This is a genomic window from Actinomyces acetigenes, from assembly GCF_031296635.1.
In the GTDB taxonomy this organism is placed as follows: Bacteria; Actinomycetota; Actinomycetes; order Actinomycetales; family Actinomycetaceae; genus Actinomyces; species Actinomyces acetigenes.
Window position 1 is genome coordinate 95,492 of sequence record NZ_JASPFC010000003.1, and the last position, 17,651, is coordinate 113,142.

The 17,651-nt window shown below is 66.9% G+C and carries 8 protein-coding genes; 3 read left to right on the forward strand and 5 right to left on the reverse strand.

Features of this window, described 5'->3' with window-relative positions:
* Positions 1 to 105: 105 nt before the first annotated feature.
* From RIV14_RS02035 to RIV14_RS02055, 5 genes are all read right to left on the reverse strand, one after another.
* Positions 106 to 1,089 carry a ribokinase gene (locus RIV14_RS02035; protein ID WP_075373302.1) on the reverse strand — a complete coding sequence of 328 codons (984 nt, stop codon included), beginning with the start codon at positions 1,087 to 1,089 and terminating at the stop codon, positions 106 to 108.
* Between the two features lie 29 nt (positions 1,090 to 1,118).
* Complete coding sequence (locus tag RIV14_RS02040; RefSeq protein WP_075373303.1) at positions 1,119 to 2,111, reverse strand: LacI family DNA-binding transcriptional regulator; 993 nt, start codon at positions 2,109 to 2,111, stop codon at positions 1,119 to 1,121.
* Between the two features lie 51 nt (positions 2,112 to 2,162).
* On the reverse strand, positions 2,163 to 3,614 hold the full coding sequence (gene uriT, locus RIV14_RS02045; protein ID WP_075373304.1) for a uridine transporter UriT: 1,452 nt from the start codon (positions 3,612 to 3,614) through the stop codon (positions 2,163 to 2,165).
* Positions 3,611 to 4,561, reverse strand: a complete 951-nt coding sequence (gene uriH / locus RIV14_RS02050; protein WP_075373305.1) for a uridine-preferring nucleoside hydrolase UriH — start codon at positions 4,559 to 4,561, stop codon at positions 3,611 to 3,613. The genes uriT and uriH overlap by 4 nt, the downstream gene beginning before the upstream one ends.
* 114 nt (positions 4,562 to 4,675) lie before the next feature.
* A complete protein-coding gene (locus tag RIV14_RS02055) occupies positions 4,676 to 5,587 on the reverse strand; it encodes a LysR family transcriptional regulator (protein ID WP_075373306.1) in 912 nt (303 codons plus the stop codon).
* An 82-nt stretch (positions 5,588 to 5,669) separates the two neighbouring features.
* On the opposite strand from RIV14_RS02055, the gene RIV14_RS02060 reads away from it, so the two are divergent.
* The 3 genes from RIV14_RS02060 (at position 5,670) to RIV14_RS02070 (ending at position 17,622) form a co-directional block, all read left to right on the forward strand.
* Positions 5,670 to 6,695 (forward strand): threonine ammonia-lyase, encoded by a 1,026-nt coding sequence (locus tag RIV14_RS02060; protein ID WP_075373307.1) that lies wholly within the window; start codon positions 5,670 to 5,672, stop codon positions 6,693 to 6,695.
* Positions 6,696 to 7,144: 449 nt separating this feature from the next.
* Positions 7,145 to 12,232, forward strand: coding sequence for a non-ribosomal peptide synthetase (locus RIV14_RS02065; RefSeq protein WP_075373308.1), 5,088 nt, complete (start codon positions 7,145 to 7,147; stop codon positions 12,230 to 12,232).
* A complete protein-coding gene (locus RIV14_RS02070) occupies positions 12,229 to 17,622 on the forward strand; it encodes a non-ribosomal peptide synthetase (RefSeq protein WP_075373309.1) in 5,394 nt (1,797 codons plus the stop codon). Before RIV14_RS02065 ends, RIV14_RS02070 begins: the two co-directional genes overlap by 4 nt.
* The last annotated feature ends 29 nt before the right edge of the window (positions 17,623 to 17,651 follow it).

Below are 17,651 nucleotides of genomic sequence, written 5' to 3' on the forward strand. Positions count from 1 at the left end.
GGCCTGCGGGCCGGTCTCCTGTCACCACTCCTCCCTGAGGCGCCACAGACCTCTGCAACCGCCGCGAGCAGCCTCGGCTCTCTCGCCTCGCTCGTCGAGCCGCGCTTATCCGAAGTGCTGCTCGACTGCGGCGATGTCCCCGTAGGAGGCCTGCGCCCCCACGGAGGTCGTCGCGAAGGCGGAGACGGCCGAGGCCGCACCTGCCGCCTCCTTGAGTCCCGCCCCTGCGGCGAGCGCCGCCAGCAGCGTGCCCAGGAAGGAGTCACCGGCACCGGTGGTGTCCACGACATCCGCCGGGAAGGGATCGACCGGGGTGATCTCCTCCCCCTCGATCACTATCGACCCGCGGCCCCCCAGAGTCACCACCGCGGAGGAGATCCCCATGACGGCCAGCCTCTTCGCGCAATCACCCCAGTCCGTGGCGTCGTCGGCCCGCTCGCGCTCCGGCTCGGCCGCAACGTCGCTCGTACCCGGCTTCAGCATGTCGGCGAGCTCATGCTCATTGACGACCAAGACATCGATCGCCTCCAGGAGCCCGGCGGACAGCACCGGGTGGAACGGAGAGTTGTTGAAGACCACGCGGGTGCCTGCGTCGTGGGCGATGCGGGCCGCGGCCTCGACTGCCTCGGCGCTCACCTCCATGCACAGCCCCAGCACACGGGCCTCACCGATGACATCCCGGTGCCGCTGCGCGGTCGAGACGTCCACCCTCCCGTTCGCACCGGGAGACACCACGATGGTGTTGTCCCCCGCATAGTCCACGGTGATGATGGCGGTGCCGGTGGCCACGTTCTCACGCTGAACCGCGGAGGTGTCCACGCCGGCGCACTGGAGGGACTCGATGAGCAGGTCGCCGTGACCGTCCGCTCCGACAGCCCCGATCATCCTCACGCGAGCGCCGAGAAGACCGGCCTGAACCGCCTGGTTCGCCGACTTGCCCCCCGGTAGGATCACCAGGTCCTCCCCGCGGATCGTCTCACCGGGCTTGGGAAAGCGCTCGGTTCGGACCGTCAGGTCAGCATTGAGGGACCCGAAGACGGCGACCTCGCCGGATACGTCACCCAGGACAGCTCGCACACACGTACGCATCAGATATCTCCCTTTCATGTGGCATCGATTCACGGACGAGAACCGCAGGTGGACTCACGCAGGCTGAGCGAGGCCTCGTGAACCACCTGCTGGACAGCCCCATCGGGGTTCTCAATCCGCTGCAGCAGCAGCCGAACTGTCTCGGCCGCCATGCGTGGAATGTCATTCGATATGGACGTCAGTGCCGGACTCATCAGATCAAACCACGGAAGATCATCGAATGTGGCCACTCCGACGTCGGCACCGACGTCGACCCCCAGCCGCTTCATCGCGCGCAGCGCACCGAGCGTGATGACGTTGCCTCCGCAGATGAGGACATCCGGCTGGCAGTCGGCGAGAAGGCGCTCCACGACCTCTTGAGCCTGCGAGGCGTCATGTGCGGACGACAGTACCGGGAAACCGGACCATCCGGCGGCCTCCAGCTCTTCGGAGACCACCCGAGCGCGTCCGGCGCCCGTACTGGTGACGTCCGGCCCTGAGATCACGGCCGGACGCCGATACCCCGCATCGCGCAGGTGCCCGGCCAGCTCGCGGACGGCCCCTCGGGGATCCACCAGGACCGAGTCGACGTCGGCTCCGGGCAGGAGTCGGTCCACGGCGACAGTCGGGGTCTGCGCCACCAGCTCCTGCAACCCGCTCGTGGGAGGCCCCACCGGCACCAGGATCATGCCATCGACCCGCTGCTCGAGCATCGACAGCGCAACCCGCTCCTGCGCGGCCGGGTCCTCCTGACCATTGGCGATCATCAACAGGAGCCCCAGACGGTTCGCCTGCGTCTCCACGTGATGGGCCAGCTCTGCGAAGAAGGGATTGTCGATGGCCCCGACGACGAGGCTGATCGTCCCCGAGCGGCCGGTCCGCAGGGAGGCGGCATGCGCATCCCTGCGGTACCCCAGCCGCTCAGCGGCCTGACGGACGCGCTCCTTGGTCGCCTCAGGGATACCGGGCACGTCGCTCAAGGACCTGGAGACGGTCGACACCGCCACCCCCAGCTCGCGAGCAATATCCCTCTGAGTAACCATCGTCTCCCACCTCGTGGCGAGTCCCCGCGTCGACCGCAGCCGGCCGGGCTCTCAGCTCCCCGCGGGCCCGGCCGGCGCCTCGCCGTCGGCCGCCGCCCGGGGAATCAGCAGCGAAGCGAGGAACGCCAGCGCAAGCAGCACCACACCAGCGACGATCGTGGCCACGTAGGCTCCTCGTCCCACGTCTCCCGCAGCGGTCTTCACCGCGTACAGGATCGCGAAGGAGATCCCGGCGCCCAGGTTGAAGGCCCCGGCGTTGAGGCCCGGAAGGTAACCGGGGTTGTCCTTCGGGGAGAGCTCGATGCCGAGCCCGTTGAGCATGATGTTGCCCATGCCCGCATAGGTGACGCCGACGAGGACCGAGATGACAAGCAGCAGCCACGGCTGCGGAGTCGCCACCCCGAGGAGGAGAAGGCCGAGCCCCGCCACCGTGCCGATCAGACCGAACCGAAGGACCCGGTGGTACCCCATGCGGCCGGCGAGGGTGCCCGCGACCGGTCCCATGAGCAGTCCTGCCAGGGCGTAGGGGGTCAGCGTCCAGAACGAGACGACGTCGGCTCCCAGTGCGGCACCGAAGTCCGCATCCTGTCCGAGGGCGGGAACGATGCCGTTCATGATGGCGAAGACCCCGGTCATCGTCAGCATGGTGGTGAGCAGAAGCGCCCAGGTGGAGCGCGACCTCAGATAGGTGGTGGTCACCAGGGGGTGACGGCTCACCGACTCCTGGCGCCAGAAAGCGACGAAGGCCACGCCGGCAACCACCAGGAGAACCAGGACGAGCACCCAGTTGGCCTGGGCAAGCTTGCCGGCCTGGTCAATCGCGATGAGGGCCGAGCCGACCGCCACGACCAGGAGGCTGGTCCCCAGCCAGTCCATCGGCGTCGGGTTGTCGATCCGGGACTCGTCGGTGAGCAGGGCGACGGCGAGGGCCGCGGCGACGGCGGCCGCTGTCATCACCCAGAACACCGAGGCGAAGCCGTAGCGTCCGGCGAGGAACCCGCCGGCTAGGGCGTCGATCCCGGCGATACCGCCGTTGACGGCGGTGACGACCCCCAGCAGCGTCCCGTACCGTTTCGGGTCCGGCACGGCCTGCTTGAGAATGATGAGGCACAACGGCACCGTCGGCCCCGCCACACCCTGGACGATGCGGCCGACGAACAGCAGCGCGACCGAGCCGAGTACCCCCGACAGCGCCGAGATCACGCAGCCCACGGCGGTCAGGACCATCATCCAGGTCAGCAGCCTGCGCCGGCCGATCATGTCCCCCAGGCGGGGAAGGAAGAGCGCGAAGAGCGCCGCCGCCGTGAAGAAGGCCGTCTGCGACGTCGCGATGACGGTTCCGGTGGTCTTGAGCTCCTTCTCCATGGTCACCAGCGCCGGGCTCAGCATGGAGGCGTTGAGCTGGAAGGCGAAGCAGGCGACCAGGAGGGCCGTCATGACGGCGCCGACGGACTTCTTCGCCGCCGCCCCGGAGGCCCTCACCTCTGCCGTTGCCGGGCTCATGCGTCGACCACCTTCTGGATCCGGTCGATCGCGTCGACCACCAGGCCCCAGAACCCGGGGGCGTCCAGGCGCGTGGCGACCTTGGTGTGACAGTCCTCGGGAGCCGGCGCCCGGAAGTCCGCGACCGTCATGCCGGTGGTCAGCGAGCCGTTGAGCTCGACGTCGACAGGCACCTTGACGGTCTCGACGATCGTGGGGTCAATGAGGTAGGCGAGCGTGCACGGGTCGTGAACCGGCGGGAAGTCGAAGCCCTGCGCGTCCTGGTAGGCCTTGCGGAAGAAGGTGAACAGGCCGAGCGTGAACTGCGAGACGCTGCCGGGGACCGCCGCGATGCGCTCGGCCACCTCGTCAGTCGCCAGGGCCTGGTGGGTCAGGTCGAGTCCCACCATGACGATCGGCCACTTCTCGTTGAAGACGATGTGGGCCGCCTCGGGGTCGACCTTGATGTTGAACTCGGCCACCGGCGACCAGTTCCCCACGTGGTAGCCCCCGCCCATGAGGACGATCTCCTGGACGCGCTCGACGATACGGGGCTCCTTGCGGGCAGCCATGGCGATATTCGTCAGCGGGCCGGTGGGGACGAGGGTCACCGTGCCCGGCTCGTTGCTCATGATCGTCTCAATGATGAGATCCACACCGTGGCGCGGATCGAGCGCCACGGCGGGCTCCGGCAGCTCGACGCCGTCCAGGCCGCTGTCGCCGTGCACGTCCGGGGCGATCTCAACGGGGCGGACCAGGGGGAGCCGGCAGCCGGCGGCAATGGGGACGTCGTGCATTCCCACGACCGTGGCCACGCTGAGCGCGTTGCGAGTCACCTTGTCCAGGGTCTGGTTCCCACCCACGGTGGTGATACCGAGCAGCTCGATCGAGGGGTTGCCCCAGGCGAGCATCATGGCGACCGCATCGTCATGCCCCGGGTCGCAGTCGAGCAGAATCTTTCGTTGCATCTTTGCCTTCCTTCACCGCCGAGCGCCTCACTGCGCAAACGATTGCGTGACTCGACTTTAGCACTGTGACCCACGTCAATCAATGCTTGGCGCCGTCCTGCTCGGGAGGGCGAGTCAGGGCGTCGCTGCCGCGCCCTTGACCGCGGGGCGGCGCAGGCTCGTGCGGCGGGCCGCCACCTGGCAGGCCTCCACCAGGACGTCGATGGCCAGCGGCCGGGGCCGCTCGGCGCGGGTGACCACCTCGACGCGCCGCTGCTCGCGGGCTAGCGGCCGCACCTGGACCCCCTCGTGCCGGTAGGCGCTCAGCGCCATCCCGGGCAGCAGGGCCGCCCCCACCCCGGCGGCGACGAGCGCCTGCACGGCCACGTAGTCATCGGAGGCGTAGGCGGTCTCGGGCGTGAAGCCGTTGGCTCTCCCCACGGCGAGGAGCTCCTCGCGGCAGCGCGCACAGCCTGTCACCCACCGGCACTGGGCGCCGTCGGCGATGCGCGTGATGCCGCCGGGGTGGGTGACGAGGTAGAGGACGTCGTCGAGCAGGCACTCGGCCTGAAGGCCCTCGCCGGCGTCGTCGTCGACATAGGAGAAGGACAGGGCCGCATCCACCCGCCCGCGCCGCAGCGCGTCGAGGGCCTCGGGCGGCTCGGCGTCGACGAGCTCGACCTCCAGGCCCGGGTACTGCCGGCCGACGACGTCGAGCACCCCCGGCACCAGGGAGGCCACCGCGGAGGGGAAGGCGGCCAGGCGCACGCGCCCCGCCTCCGCGCGGGCCATGGAGACGACCTCGCGCTCGGTGCGCTCCAGCAGGTCGAGGACCTCCTGGCCCCGCGCCGCCAGCGCCCGGCCCTCCTCGGTGAGCCGCACACCGCGTCCGGCCCGCGTCAGCAGGACCGCGCCGGTCGCGCGCGACAGGGCGGCGAGCTGGTGGGAGACGGTGGACTGACTGAAGCCCAGGGACTCGGCGGCGGCCGAGACGGTGCCGAGGCGGGAGAGCTCCACGAGGGCCCGCAGCTGCTGCACATCGATCACGCCACCAAGTATGCCCTGTATCGATGGGTATTCGTCAAAAGATTCATTGGACCGATACCCCGGCTGCCCGCATCATGAAGCCATGACCGCCATCGACACCCTGCCCCAGGCTCCCGCCACCACCCAGTCCGGCCTCGACTTCGACGCCGTCCTGCGCACCTACGAGGCTGTCTCGCGGGTCCTGCCTGAGACTCCCGCCTGGTCCTACCCGCTGCTCAACGCCGAGGCCGGGGTGAAGGTCACGGTCAAGCACGAGAACGTCCAGCCCACCGGCGCCTTCAAGGTCCGCGGCGGGGTGGCGCTCATGGCGGCGCTCAGCCCCGAGGAGCGGCGCCGCGGCGTCGTGACCGCCTCCACCGGCAACCACGCCCAGTCCCTGGCCTGGGCCGGCGCCCGCAGCGAGGTCCCCGTGACCGTCGTCGTCCCGGTGGGCGCGCCGGCCCGCAAGGTGGCCGCGGTGCGCGCGTTGGGCGCCCGCGTCGTCGTGGAGGGGGAGACGATGTGCGAGTCGCTGGCCCACGCCGAGGCCCTGTCTCTGGCCGAGGGGATGCGCATGGTCTCCCCCGGGGACGAGCCGGCCATCGTGCTCGGGCACGCCACCGTCTACCTCGAGCTCTTCCGCCGCCACCCGGGCCTGGAGGCCGTCTACGCGCCGGTCGGCTCGGGCTCCGGGGCCGCCGGCGCCTGCCTCGTGCGCGACGCCCTGGTCCCCGGGTGCCGGGTCATCGGCGTCCAGTCCAGCGCCGCCCCCGCCGCGCACCGCGCCTGGAGGTCCGGGGAGCCGGCCACCGTCCACAGCCGCACGCGCGCGGCGGGGCTGGCCGTCGGGGCGAGCTTCGCCCTCACCCAGTCGGTGCTGGGCCGCAGCCTCAACGACTTCATCCTGGTCGACGACGAGGCGATCCAGGGCGCCATCGGCCTCATGGCCACCCACGCCCACACCCTGGCCGAGGGCGCCGGGGCCGCGAGCCTGGCCGGCCTCATGGCCGACCCCACCCGCCAGGGACCCTGCGCGATCGTCTGCACCGGCGGCAACGCCGACGACCACGAGCTCGCCGGCATCTCCGCCGGAGCCGGCGTCGGCACCGACGCGACCCTCAGCCGCTGAAGCCGGCCGCCCCCTACCTGACGGCCGGTTGGGGACCACTCCCCGTTGAGCCGGGAATGCCGGCCGAGTGACACTCAAGCGAGGGCCGGGAAGCGCAGTCGGGGGCGCATACCCGGCCCTCTCCTCTTGCCCCGGCGGCGCCGATCCGCCTCCGCTTTCGAGGACGAACCGAAGAGCTCATCGACCGCTCTGCCACCAGTTCGGGAGACCCGGGAAGCGCTCCTACGAGAACCGCGGCGTCACGAGTCCTCCCCACCCCCACCACACACCGGACAATTCTCCCCAGCAACGCCGCACTCCACAGATTTCACGAGTGGACACCGTACGAGGTGCCGAGCTACCTGCACATGCTCTTGTCTTGATCCTCAACGAAGCATTGACCTTAGGGTAGGCTTACATTACAGTCTGCTGAGTCGGTTTATTCCCGTTTTGAGGCCTGGTCTGACATAATGACTTCCGTCATCGAGGCTCTTGCTCGCGCACTCGACGCGTTCCCGAATCGTGTTGCCCTTCGTTTTCTCGACTATTCAGACGGAACCGTCACGGTTCGCAGCCACACCTACCGTCAGTTGTGGGACGAGATCGCAGTCACTGCCGCCCACCTTCCCGGCACACCCGGCGACAGGGTGCTCCCCCTCATCCCCGGCGATGATCGCCTCCTCATCCTCATCCTCGGCGCCATGTACCGGGGGATGATTCCCATCCCTGTCCCCTTCCCCATCACTCGAGGTCCTGAGACCGAGCGTCTGCACCACATCATTACGGACTCCTCCCCCACCGTCGTCATCGCCGACGACACCACCGCCACAAGCCTGGATCTGGCGTCCCTCACCCCCTCCTCGCAGATCCTCTCTCCAGACAAGCTCACCGAGCCGACCGACATTGACGAGCCCGTGCCCACAGGCCCCGACACCCCTGCCTTCCTGCAGTACACCTCCGGCTCCACCGGTCATCCCAAGGGAGTCCTCAACGACCATCGGGCCCTCGCCTACCAGGCCGAGTTCGTCGCCAACGGCCTCGAGCCCGGGGAGCTGCTGTCCATGGTCTCCTGGCTCCCCCTCCACCACGACATGGGCCTCATCTACGGCGCCCTCGTACCTCTTATCAACAGCGGAACAACCACCCTCATGCTTCCCGCTTCCTTCATCGCCGACCCGTTGCGCTGGGTCACCGGCATGGAGACGTACCATGCGAACTACACTGCTTCACCTGACTTCGGCTACGGGCTCGTCGGCAAGACGCTCATGCGGTCCCGCGACTTCCGAGCCGACTTGTCCTCCCTGAAGTTCGCCATTGACGGCTCCGAGCCGATCAACCCTGCCACTATCGGTGGCTTTCGCAAGCTCGCGACTGAGCGTCTCAACCTCGATCCGCGGGCTCTCACCCCCTGTTACGGGTTGGCCGAGGCGTCGCTCGCTGTGTGTGCCGCCCCAGGGCTGGGTCCCCGACGGGGTTCGCAACCCATCACAGCCTTCAGCGCCGCCCAGCTCGGTCGCGGACGGGCCATCCCCGCAACCGCCGACGAAGAAGCGACCCACCTTGTCAGCGTCGGTACGTACACCCTGCGCACAGGCGTCACCATCGTCGACCCCGAGACCCACCGGGCACTGCCCGACGGCGTCATCGGCGAGATCTGGCTATCCGGCCCCGGAATCCCGCCCGGCTACTGGCGGCACGAGGACGCCACTGAAGAGACCTTCCGCGCTCATCTCGTCGGCGACCCGAACACTGAGCATCTGCGCACCGGAGACCTCGGCGTCCTGCACGAGGGGCACCTTTACATCACCGGCCGCGCGAAGGACCTCATCATCCACCGCGGCGTCAACATCTACCCGCAGGATGTCGAGCAGACTCTCCGCTCCCTGCCCGAGGTGCCTACACGACGCGTCTGCATAGCGCAGCGTCCTGTCAACGGCGTGGAACGCACCGTCGTCATCGTCGAGGCCACCGCCGGCGCCTCGCCCAACGATCCCGCCGTCGCAGCCATCGTCCCTGCCTGCCGTCAGGCAATCCTCGACGTCCATGGCCTGCCCGTTGACGATGTCGTCGTCGTTGCACCTCATACCATCCTGTGGACCACCTCCGGCAAGGTTCGTCGCTCAGCGACTGTGGATGCCTATCTGCGCGGCGAGCTGCCCATATTGTTCGAGAGTCGGGGCCAGGCCCCCGCCTCCGGCATTGAGACACTCGATGATCTCATTGCCGTGCTCACCCGGATGCTTGGTACCCCCATCACCGAGGAGGATCTCGATACCAACATTCTCGCTCTCGGACTGACCTCCGTTCAGGCTGCGGAGCTCGCCGCCGGATTGACCGCGGGAGGTCACCACGTCACGTATCGCGAGCTCTTCGCCACGCCGAATCTGCGGGCATGGAGCAGGTTGCTCTCCCAGAAGCGTTGTGCCCCCGAGGCCGTTGCGGGGCCTGTCGACCCGACGCTACCGTTCCCAACAACCCCCATCCAGCAGGCCTATCTTTTCGGCCGCCGCCCCGATGCACCACTCGGCGGTGTCGGCTGCCACTCCTACATGGAGTTCCGCACCCACGACCTAGACCCCGCGCGCCTGTCCGCGGCATGGAACGCTCTGTTACGCCGCCATCCCATGCTGCGGGCGGTGTTTGACGATGACAACACCCAGCGCGTCCTCGACTCAGTCATCCCCCGCACCGTTACCGTCAACGACCTGACCAACGCTGGGGACCGTGTTGAGGAAGAACTCGAGGCTGTGCGCGCAGCGATGTCCCACCGCGTACTTAACGTCGCGGTGGGACAGAACCTGGAGCTGGAACTGACTCTCCTGCCCAACGGCGAGCAGCGGCTCCACGTAGACATTGATCTCCTCGTCGCTGATGCCACCAGCATCACGATCCTTCTGGAGGATCTGGCTATCGCTTATGACCAGGGCCCCGACACACTCGAGGAGCACCCCTATCCCTTCTCCCGCTACCTGGCAGTGACGGCCCCCGCAGCGAGCCGGCGCCGGGAGGCGGCCCGCCGTTACTGGGAGAAGAGAATGGACTCTCTGCCCGGGGCTCCCGCTTTGCCCGTCGATATCACCACAGTCACCGGATCCCCTCGTTTCACTCGCCGCAGTACCCGTCTCAGCCAGGCCCGTTGGACAAGGCTGCGTAACCGCGCCCGGGCCGTTGGTCTGACTCCCTCGGCGGTCCTGCTGACCTGCTACGCGGCAGTCATGTCCCGATATAGTGGTGACGCGTCGCCGTTCAGCATCAACCTGACGACCTTCGAGCGGCAGATGGTGCATCCGGATGTGGCCACCATGGTCGCTGATTTTACCGAGAATGTTCTCGTTGTCTGCACACCCACGAACGGGCAGGGCTTTCTTGATGCAGCGCGGACCATGCAGAAACAAGTCATCGAGAGCCTCGAACACGCCGACCACAGCGGTGTCCAGGTCCTGCGGGAGCTGGCGCATACGAACCGAGCGGACGCCGGCGCTGTAGTCTTCACCTCGAGTCTCGGCTCCGACGCCCTCGGCACGCGAACCACCCGCCTGCTGGGGTACCCGGTCGAGGTCCTCTCCCAGACGCCGCAAGTGTGGATCGACCATCAGGTCATGGAGCAGGACGGGGAACTGCTGCTGTCGTGGGACGCCGTTGAGGATCTCTTCCCCTCCGGTTTTCTTGACGCCGCCTTCGATTCCTACTCTCACCTCGTCAACTCGCTAGTCGACGATGACTGGGACGACCCGATCCACCTCCCACTACCGGACGACCAGGCCGGTATCCGGCAAGCGGTCAATGAGACGGCCTCGCCGATCACCCCACGACTTCTTCACGAGGCATTCTTCGAGCACGCCGATCGTGAGCCCCGACGCACCGCGCTACTCACAGGTGACGGCACCCGACTCACCTATGGTGAGGTCGCCGATGGCGCCCTGCGCACCGCAGCATGGCTGCGTGGGCGCGGTGTCGTGGACGGCGATGCCATCGGTGTCACGCTGCCCCGTGGCCCCGAGCAGATCATTGCCGTCCTTGGTGTCCTTGCCGCAGGAGCCATCTACGTCCCTATGTCCACTACGCACCCGCAGGCCCGGCGCACCGCCGCCTTCCAGCAAGCCGGTGTGGACCTTGTCGTGGACTCCCTTGAGGAGGCATGGGGCGCCGAGCCCCTCGACACACCGGTGCCCATCACTCCGGAGCAGGCCGCCTACATCATCTTCACATCCGGCTCCTCCGGCGAGCCGAAGGGCGTCGAGGTCAGCCACCGCTCTGCGTGGAACACGCTCGACGACGTTTGCACCCGCTTCGGCATCACACAGGAGGACCGGGGGCTGGCGGTCTCCGCACTCGATTTCGATTTGTCCGTCTTCGATATCTTCGGCCTACTCGGTCGAGGAGGTTCCCTCATCCTGCTGCGAGACGAGGACCAACGCGATGCGGAAGAGTGGTCTCGGCTTGTCACCTCAATGGGAGTCACCGTATGGAACTCAGCCCCCATTCTGCTCGATATGCTCCTCACGACGCTGGAGGCAAGGCCCAGTGACAGCCTCGGACTGCGCCTCGTCCTCGAGTCCGGCGATTGGGTGGGTCTCGACCTGCCCGGACGTCTCCGGTCCTTGTGCCCCGATGCCCGCTTCGTCGCTCTAGGCGGAGCCACCGAGGCGGCTGTATGGTCCAACTACGAAGAGGTCGACGTCGTCGACCCGTCGTGGCGATCCATCCCCTATGGCCGTCCCCTCTCCAATCAACAGCTGCGCGTCGTCACGCCGAACATGCTCGACTGCCCTGTCTGGGTGGCCGGGGAGCTGCTTATCGGCGGCGATGGAGTGGCCCACGGTTACCGCAACAACCCGGAGCTGACGGCAGCAGCCTTCAGCCGCGCTGAGGACGGCATCTCCTGGTACCGAACCGGTGACCGGGCACGATACCTACCCGATGGGCGTGTCGAGTTCCTCGGTCGCACCGACCTCCAGGTCAAGGTTCGCGGACACCGCATCGAGCTCGGTGGGATCGAGTCCGTCCTCGCCAATCACCCGGACGTCAACAACGCGGTCGTTGTCGTGCACCGGGGTGCTGGCCACGAACTCGCCGCTGCCGTGACGGTCAACGGTGCGGTGGACGAGCCCACGCTGCTGAACTGGTTACGAGAACGGCTCCCCGCCTACGAGGTACCCGCCGTCGTGCTCGTCCTGCCCACTCTGCCGCTCACCCGCAACGGGAAGGTCGACCGCGCAGCCGTGACAACGTTGACAAGGGGATTGGGTGCAACGTCTACGGAGAACGACGCCCCGCCCGAGGGACCGTACGAGGAGTACGTGGCCGCCCTGTGGGAGGAGTTCCTCTCCGTGCCGGTGACAAGTCGCGCTGCAAGCTTCTTCGAACTCGGCGGCGACTCTCTGACCGCCACCCGGATGGCAACCAGGATACGTTCCGAGGAGGGCGCGGATCTGCCCCTGCGAGACCTCTTCCTCGACCCGACTCTGGCAGGCACCGCGCGTGCTCTGGAGAGGTCGGGCCTCGTCCTGTCCTCATCCACCATGCCCGACGACGAGTACGAGGAGGGTGAGCTGTGAGTCCCGCGTCCCCCAATGATCAGTCCCTTACCGTCCTGCTTGATGACCTACGCCGCGCCGGTATCGAGCTTCACGCTGAGGACGGTCGTCTACGCTTCCGTGCACCTCGCGGCGCCCTCACCCCAGAACTCCGTGAGCGCCTGACCGTGCACCGAGACGAGATCCTTGAGCGCCTCCAACGGAAGGACCGCCCGCTCCTCAAGGCACACCCCGAGGACGCCGAGGCCCCCTTCCCTCTCACCGACATTCAGACATCTCATCTGGTGGGGCGTGGCAGCGCAATCGATTACGGAGGCCTCGGCTGCCACGGCTACACGGAGATCGAGTTCCCCGATCTGGATCCCGTCCGCCTCGAGGACGCTTGGAATCGACTCGTCGAACGGCACGGGATGCTTCGTGCCGGCTTTGACGTCGCCGGGTGGCAACAGGTACCTGCGACGCGTGAGCGAGTGGGCATCGGGGTCACTGATGTCCGCGGGCAGGGCATCGAAGCGGCCCAAACGGTGCTGGACACCACCCGTGAGCGGATGGCCCACCAGGTCTACGACATCGAGTCATGGCCACTGTTTGAGCTGCACGTGACGCGGCACGACTGCGGAGCTCGACTGCATTTCTCCATCGACCTGCTCATCGCTGATGCACGCAGCATCACGACGCTCATTGACGAACTCGTGAGCCTGTACTTGGCGCCGTATGAGGACCTCGAACCCCTGGATGTCACTTTCCGCGACTACGTCCTCGCGCTGCGTGCCATCCAGGAGCCGGGCCATCCGTGGGCCAAGCGGGTCGCTCAGGACCGGGACTACTGGCAGGAGCGGTTGAACGACCTGCCGGGTGCCCCGGAGGTCCCCCTCGCTCCACCGCGCCAGAGCCCACCGACCTTCCACCGTCATGTCCTGCGTCTGGACGCCAACCGTTGGAAGGCGCTCAAGACTTTCGCGGCCTCCGCTGGAGCATCACCGACAGGTCTCCTACTCGCCGTCTACGGCTCCACCCTGGCTCGTTGGGCTCGCAGACCGCGCTTCACGCTCAACGTCACCTCACTTGTGCCGCTTCCCCTGCACGATGACCTCGAGCGCATCATCGGTGACTTCACCTCCACCATTCCTGTGCTCGTCGATGCGAGCGGAGCCGACCGCATTGAGGAGCTTATCGGCCGGGTACACCATCAGCTGTGGGAGGACCTCGACCACCACCACGTCAGTGGCGTTGAAGTCGTCCGTGAAATCGCCCGCCGTCGCGGCTGGAAGGCTGCGCTCCTCCCCTTCGTTTTCACCTCCATGCTCGGTGTCGGCAGCCGCGATTCCCTGTCTCGTCTTGGCGGCAGGACCGTCCAAGGCCTGACCCAGACCCCGCAGGTACTCATCGACTGCCAAGCCCTCGAACTCGACGGGGAGCTCGAGGTGAGTTGGGACGTCCGTGACGAAGCCCTGCGCGGTGATTGGGACAAGGATGCCTTCAATTGCATGCGGGATCTCCTCCTGGCCCTGGCGGATGGCCGCCCCATCCCGATGGAACCGGACCCGACCATTTGCCGGATCACTCCTGTCCCCGGCCGACCAATACGATTGGAGCGGTCGGTTGTTGATCGTGCGTTGACCGCCCCCGACTCCGTAGCCGTCATCAGCGGAGAGAGGTCCTGGACCTACAAGAACCTCCTCGACCGCTCGGCCGCGTACGCCGCCTCGATCCGCGCCGCCGGCGCGGCCCCCGGAAATCATGTGGCCATATGTCTTCCCCATGGCTTCGAGCTCGTGTCCGCCCTCGTCGGCGCCCTTCGCGCCGGCACCGCCTACGTGCCCATCGACGTTTCACATCCAGTAGGACGACGCGTCCACATCGCCGAGCTCGCAGAAGCAAGCCTCGTCATCACGGATCGGGCCCACACCGCCGAGGACTGGAAGTGTACGGTCCTCAACGCCGAGTCCGTCACCGACTCCCTCGTCACTGACGCAGTGGGTATCGACGAGGAGACAGACACGTCTGTGCCCGCTTACCTCATCTACACGTCGGGCTCCACTGGCGCTCCGAAGGGTGTCGTCATCACGCACGCCGCCGCCGACAACACGATCATGGACGTCTCCACCAGGTTCGGAGTCGACGAGCACGACCGGGCTCTGGCTTTAGCCTCCCCCAGCTTCGACCTATCCGTCTACGACGTTCTCGGTGTCCTCGCTGCAGGTGGAGCACTCATCATCCCCACCGAACAGCAACGCACCGACCCCGTTGCCTGGGCGGGTCTCGTCCGGCACCACAAGATCACCATATGGAACTCCGTACCCGCCCAGATGCAGATGGTCCTCGACTCCCTCGTGAGTGGGGACAATGACCTCGCGAGTCTGCGCACAGTCCTGCTGTCGGGTGACTGGATCCCCGTGACGTTGCCCGACCAGGTACGCACCGCCGCTCCGAGCGCCCGTATCATCAGCCTCGGCGGCGCCACGGAGGCCTCTATCTGGTCAGTATTCCACGAGATCGACGAGGTGGCACCGACATGGGTTTCCATACCCTACGGTCGAGCCCTGACGAACCAGGCGATCCACGTCCTTGACGAGGATCTTCGTGAACGCCGCCCCGGTGTGGACGGCGAGCTCTATCTCGCCGGCGCAGGCTTGGCTCAGGGTTACCATGCCTCTCCCGAGATCACCGCACGTCAGTTCCTCATCCACCCACGCACCAATGAGCGCCTGTACCGCACCGGCGACTGGGGCCGTAGGGACACCGAAGGCATTGTCGAGTTCCTCGGCCGTGAGGACGGCCAGGTCAAGGTCCACGGGCACCGTATCGAACTGGCTGAGGTCGAGTCCGCCCTCGCATCCCACCCATCAGTGTCGTCAGCTGTGGTACTCGTCGACCGTAGCGGGGATTCCCAGCGTCTCGTCGGATTCGTCGCCCCCGCCCCCGCGACCGATGCACCGGTAGCAGTCGGGCTCGCGTCCAGCCCGATCCTGGACGACGTCGACAACGCCGAACTCGCCCAGGTCGCCGTTCTCGGCAACCGACGGGCGCTCCATTCCATGGCACGTGTCCTGTGGGACGGCGGCCTCGACTCGGGCCCGCGCACACACCAGGAACTGCTAGCCCTCGCCACACCATCGCATCATGGTCTGCTCACCCGTTGGATTCGCGCTCTCGTCCACGAGGGTCTCCTTGTCGAGAGCGAGGGTACCTACTGCATGCACGCCGAGCCGACCTATCAGGAGGCGGAAGCGCTTGATGCCCGCATCCAAGAGATGGAGGATCACACCGGGTACGGGCACGAAGTCGACGCCTATATCCGCAACTGCATGGCTGCTCTGCCCAGCCTGCTGCGCGGCGACACCCAGGCCACCGAGCTCCTCTTCCCGGAGGGAAGGGCCGATGTCGCCCTGGGGGCGTACCGGGACAACCTTGTCAGCCGCTACTTCAACGACATCATCGCCCGCACAATCTCCTCACTCGCAGAAGACCGCCCCACCGGTTCCCCGCTGCGGATCCTCGAGGTGGGAGCTGGCGTCGGCGGGACCTCGACAGCCGTTCTTGAGTCACTTGAGGGGACTGATACGCAATACCTGTTCACCGACGTCTCAACGTTCTTCCTCACCCGAGCGCGGGAGATCTACGGCCCGCGTCCCGGCCTGACGTATGGGATCCTCGACATCAACCACGATCTCCTTGAACAGGGCATCGCACCGAACTCCTGCGACGTCGTCCTGGCTGCGAACGTCCTGCACAACGCGCTCGACATCGACATGGCACTCGAACGGATCCACGGGATGCTCGCCCCACGGGGACGCCTCGTCCTCCTCGACGAGGCCCAGGACAACTACACGCTCATGGTCTCCATGGATTTCCAGTCCGGGCTTCGGCAGGAGTTCGTCGATTTCCGTCAGGACACAGGTGAAGTCTTCATCCCCGCCTCCAGGTGGCGCGAGCTGCTGGAGCGGCACGGCTTCATCCTCGAGGGATTCACCCCCAGCGACGACGACGACCTGGCATCAGTCGGGCAGGTCCTCGCGCTCGCCCGCGTCAAGGACGGCCTCGCTCCCGTCTCTTCAGAAGAACTCACCAGATACCTCGAGGACAGGCTGCCCCCATACATGGTTCCCGCCGAGCTCCTAGTCATGGATACTCTGCCGACAACCTCGAATGGCAAGACGGATCGCAAGGCGCTCGGCGAGCAGCTCCGAGTCGTCACCCATGCCGTCAACACGAGCGGCGACGAGGAGGCCACTGGCACCGAGCAGGCCGTGGCTGCCATCTGGCAGGAGATCCTCGGGACTGGACCGCTCAGTCCGTCTCAGAACTTCTTCAACGTCGGTGGGGACTCCTTGCTCGTCGCCCGCATGGTCAATGAACTACGTCACCGTGGTCTCGTTCCGGACTCCGTGACATGGGACGACGTCATGCGCAGGGTGATGACCGACCCGACGGTCCGTGGCGTGGCCGCGCTCGTCGACACCCTCACCATCGACGGCACAGACAAGGCGGACGGGGCGCCCTCAGCTGGCGCGATTGTCCTGCGACCGGGCGCGGGACGCACGGCACACGTCATCGTGCATGAAGGCTCGGGCACGCTCACCCCCTATCGCAACCTCATCAATGAGCTCCGAACGGCCGAGTCGCCACTGCCGCTCATCGGTCTCGAGGCCTCCGACCCGCAGTCCCTCACCGCCCTGGAACCGGAGGAGGTCCTTGACCATCTCTGCGATGAGCACATCCGAACCCTACGCACCCTCGATCTGGAAGAAGTCCGTCTCACCGGCTACTGCATGGGTGGGATGGTCGCGGCAGAACTCGCCCGGCGCCTGCCGGAGGCGGGAATCCGTGTCAACGGCCTCACAGTCATCTCCTCCTACCGGCTGCCCTGCGATGTTACCTCCCGCCTCATGGTCGAGTACGTTTACGCCCGTTCCGTCGGTCTCGACCCGACCGCGCTCGGCTTCCCAGAGCTCGAGGTCATGGGTCACGTCCTGCAAGCCGCCCTCCAACGGGCCCCCGGCACGATATCGGACGAGTCGATCGCTGCGGCCGCGGACGAGTCGGGACTCACGGACCTGAGCACGCTGCTGCGTATGGAGCCCGATGCCCGCCTCAAGAATCTCGTCACCGCCGTCGGGCTCAGTTTCGATGCCAACTACATCCGCAACACCTTCGAGATGTTCCGTCAGGCGATGCGGGTCATGGGGAAAGTGGAGCCCACCGACTGCGGGACGGACCTGACCTTCCTCTGCGAGCACGGCGAACAGGCCCTTCTGCCCGGGCTCGACGAGGACATGGAATCCTTCTGGGACTCTCGGAGCAATGCCGGTTTCCGCACCGTGGACATTCCCGGCAACCACTTCTCCTGCATGGAGCCTCCTCTCGTGTCCCGGATCGCCGCAGAGCTGCTCAAGGGCGATCTGCGATGAGCACAGTCGGAGTCATCGGGGCCAGCGGT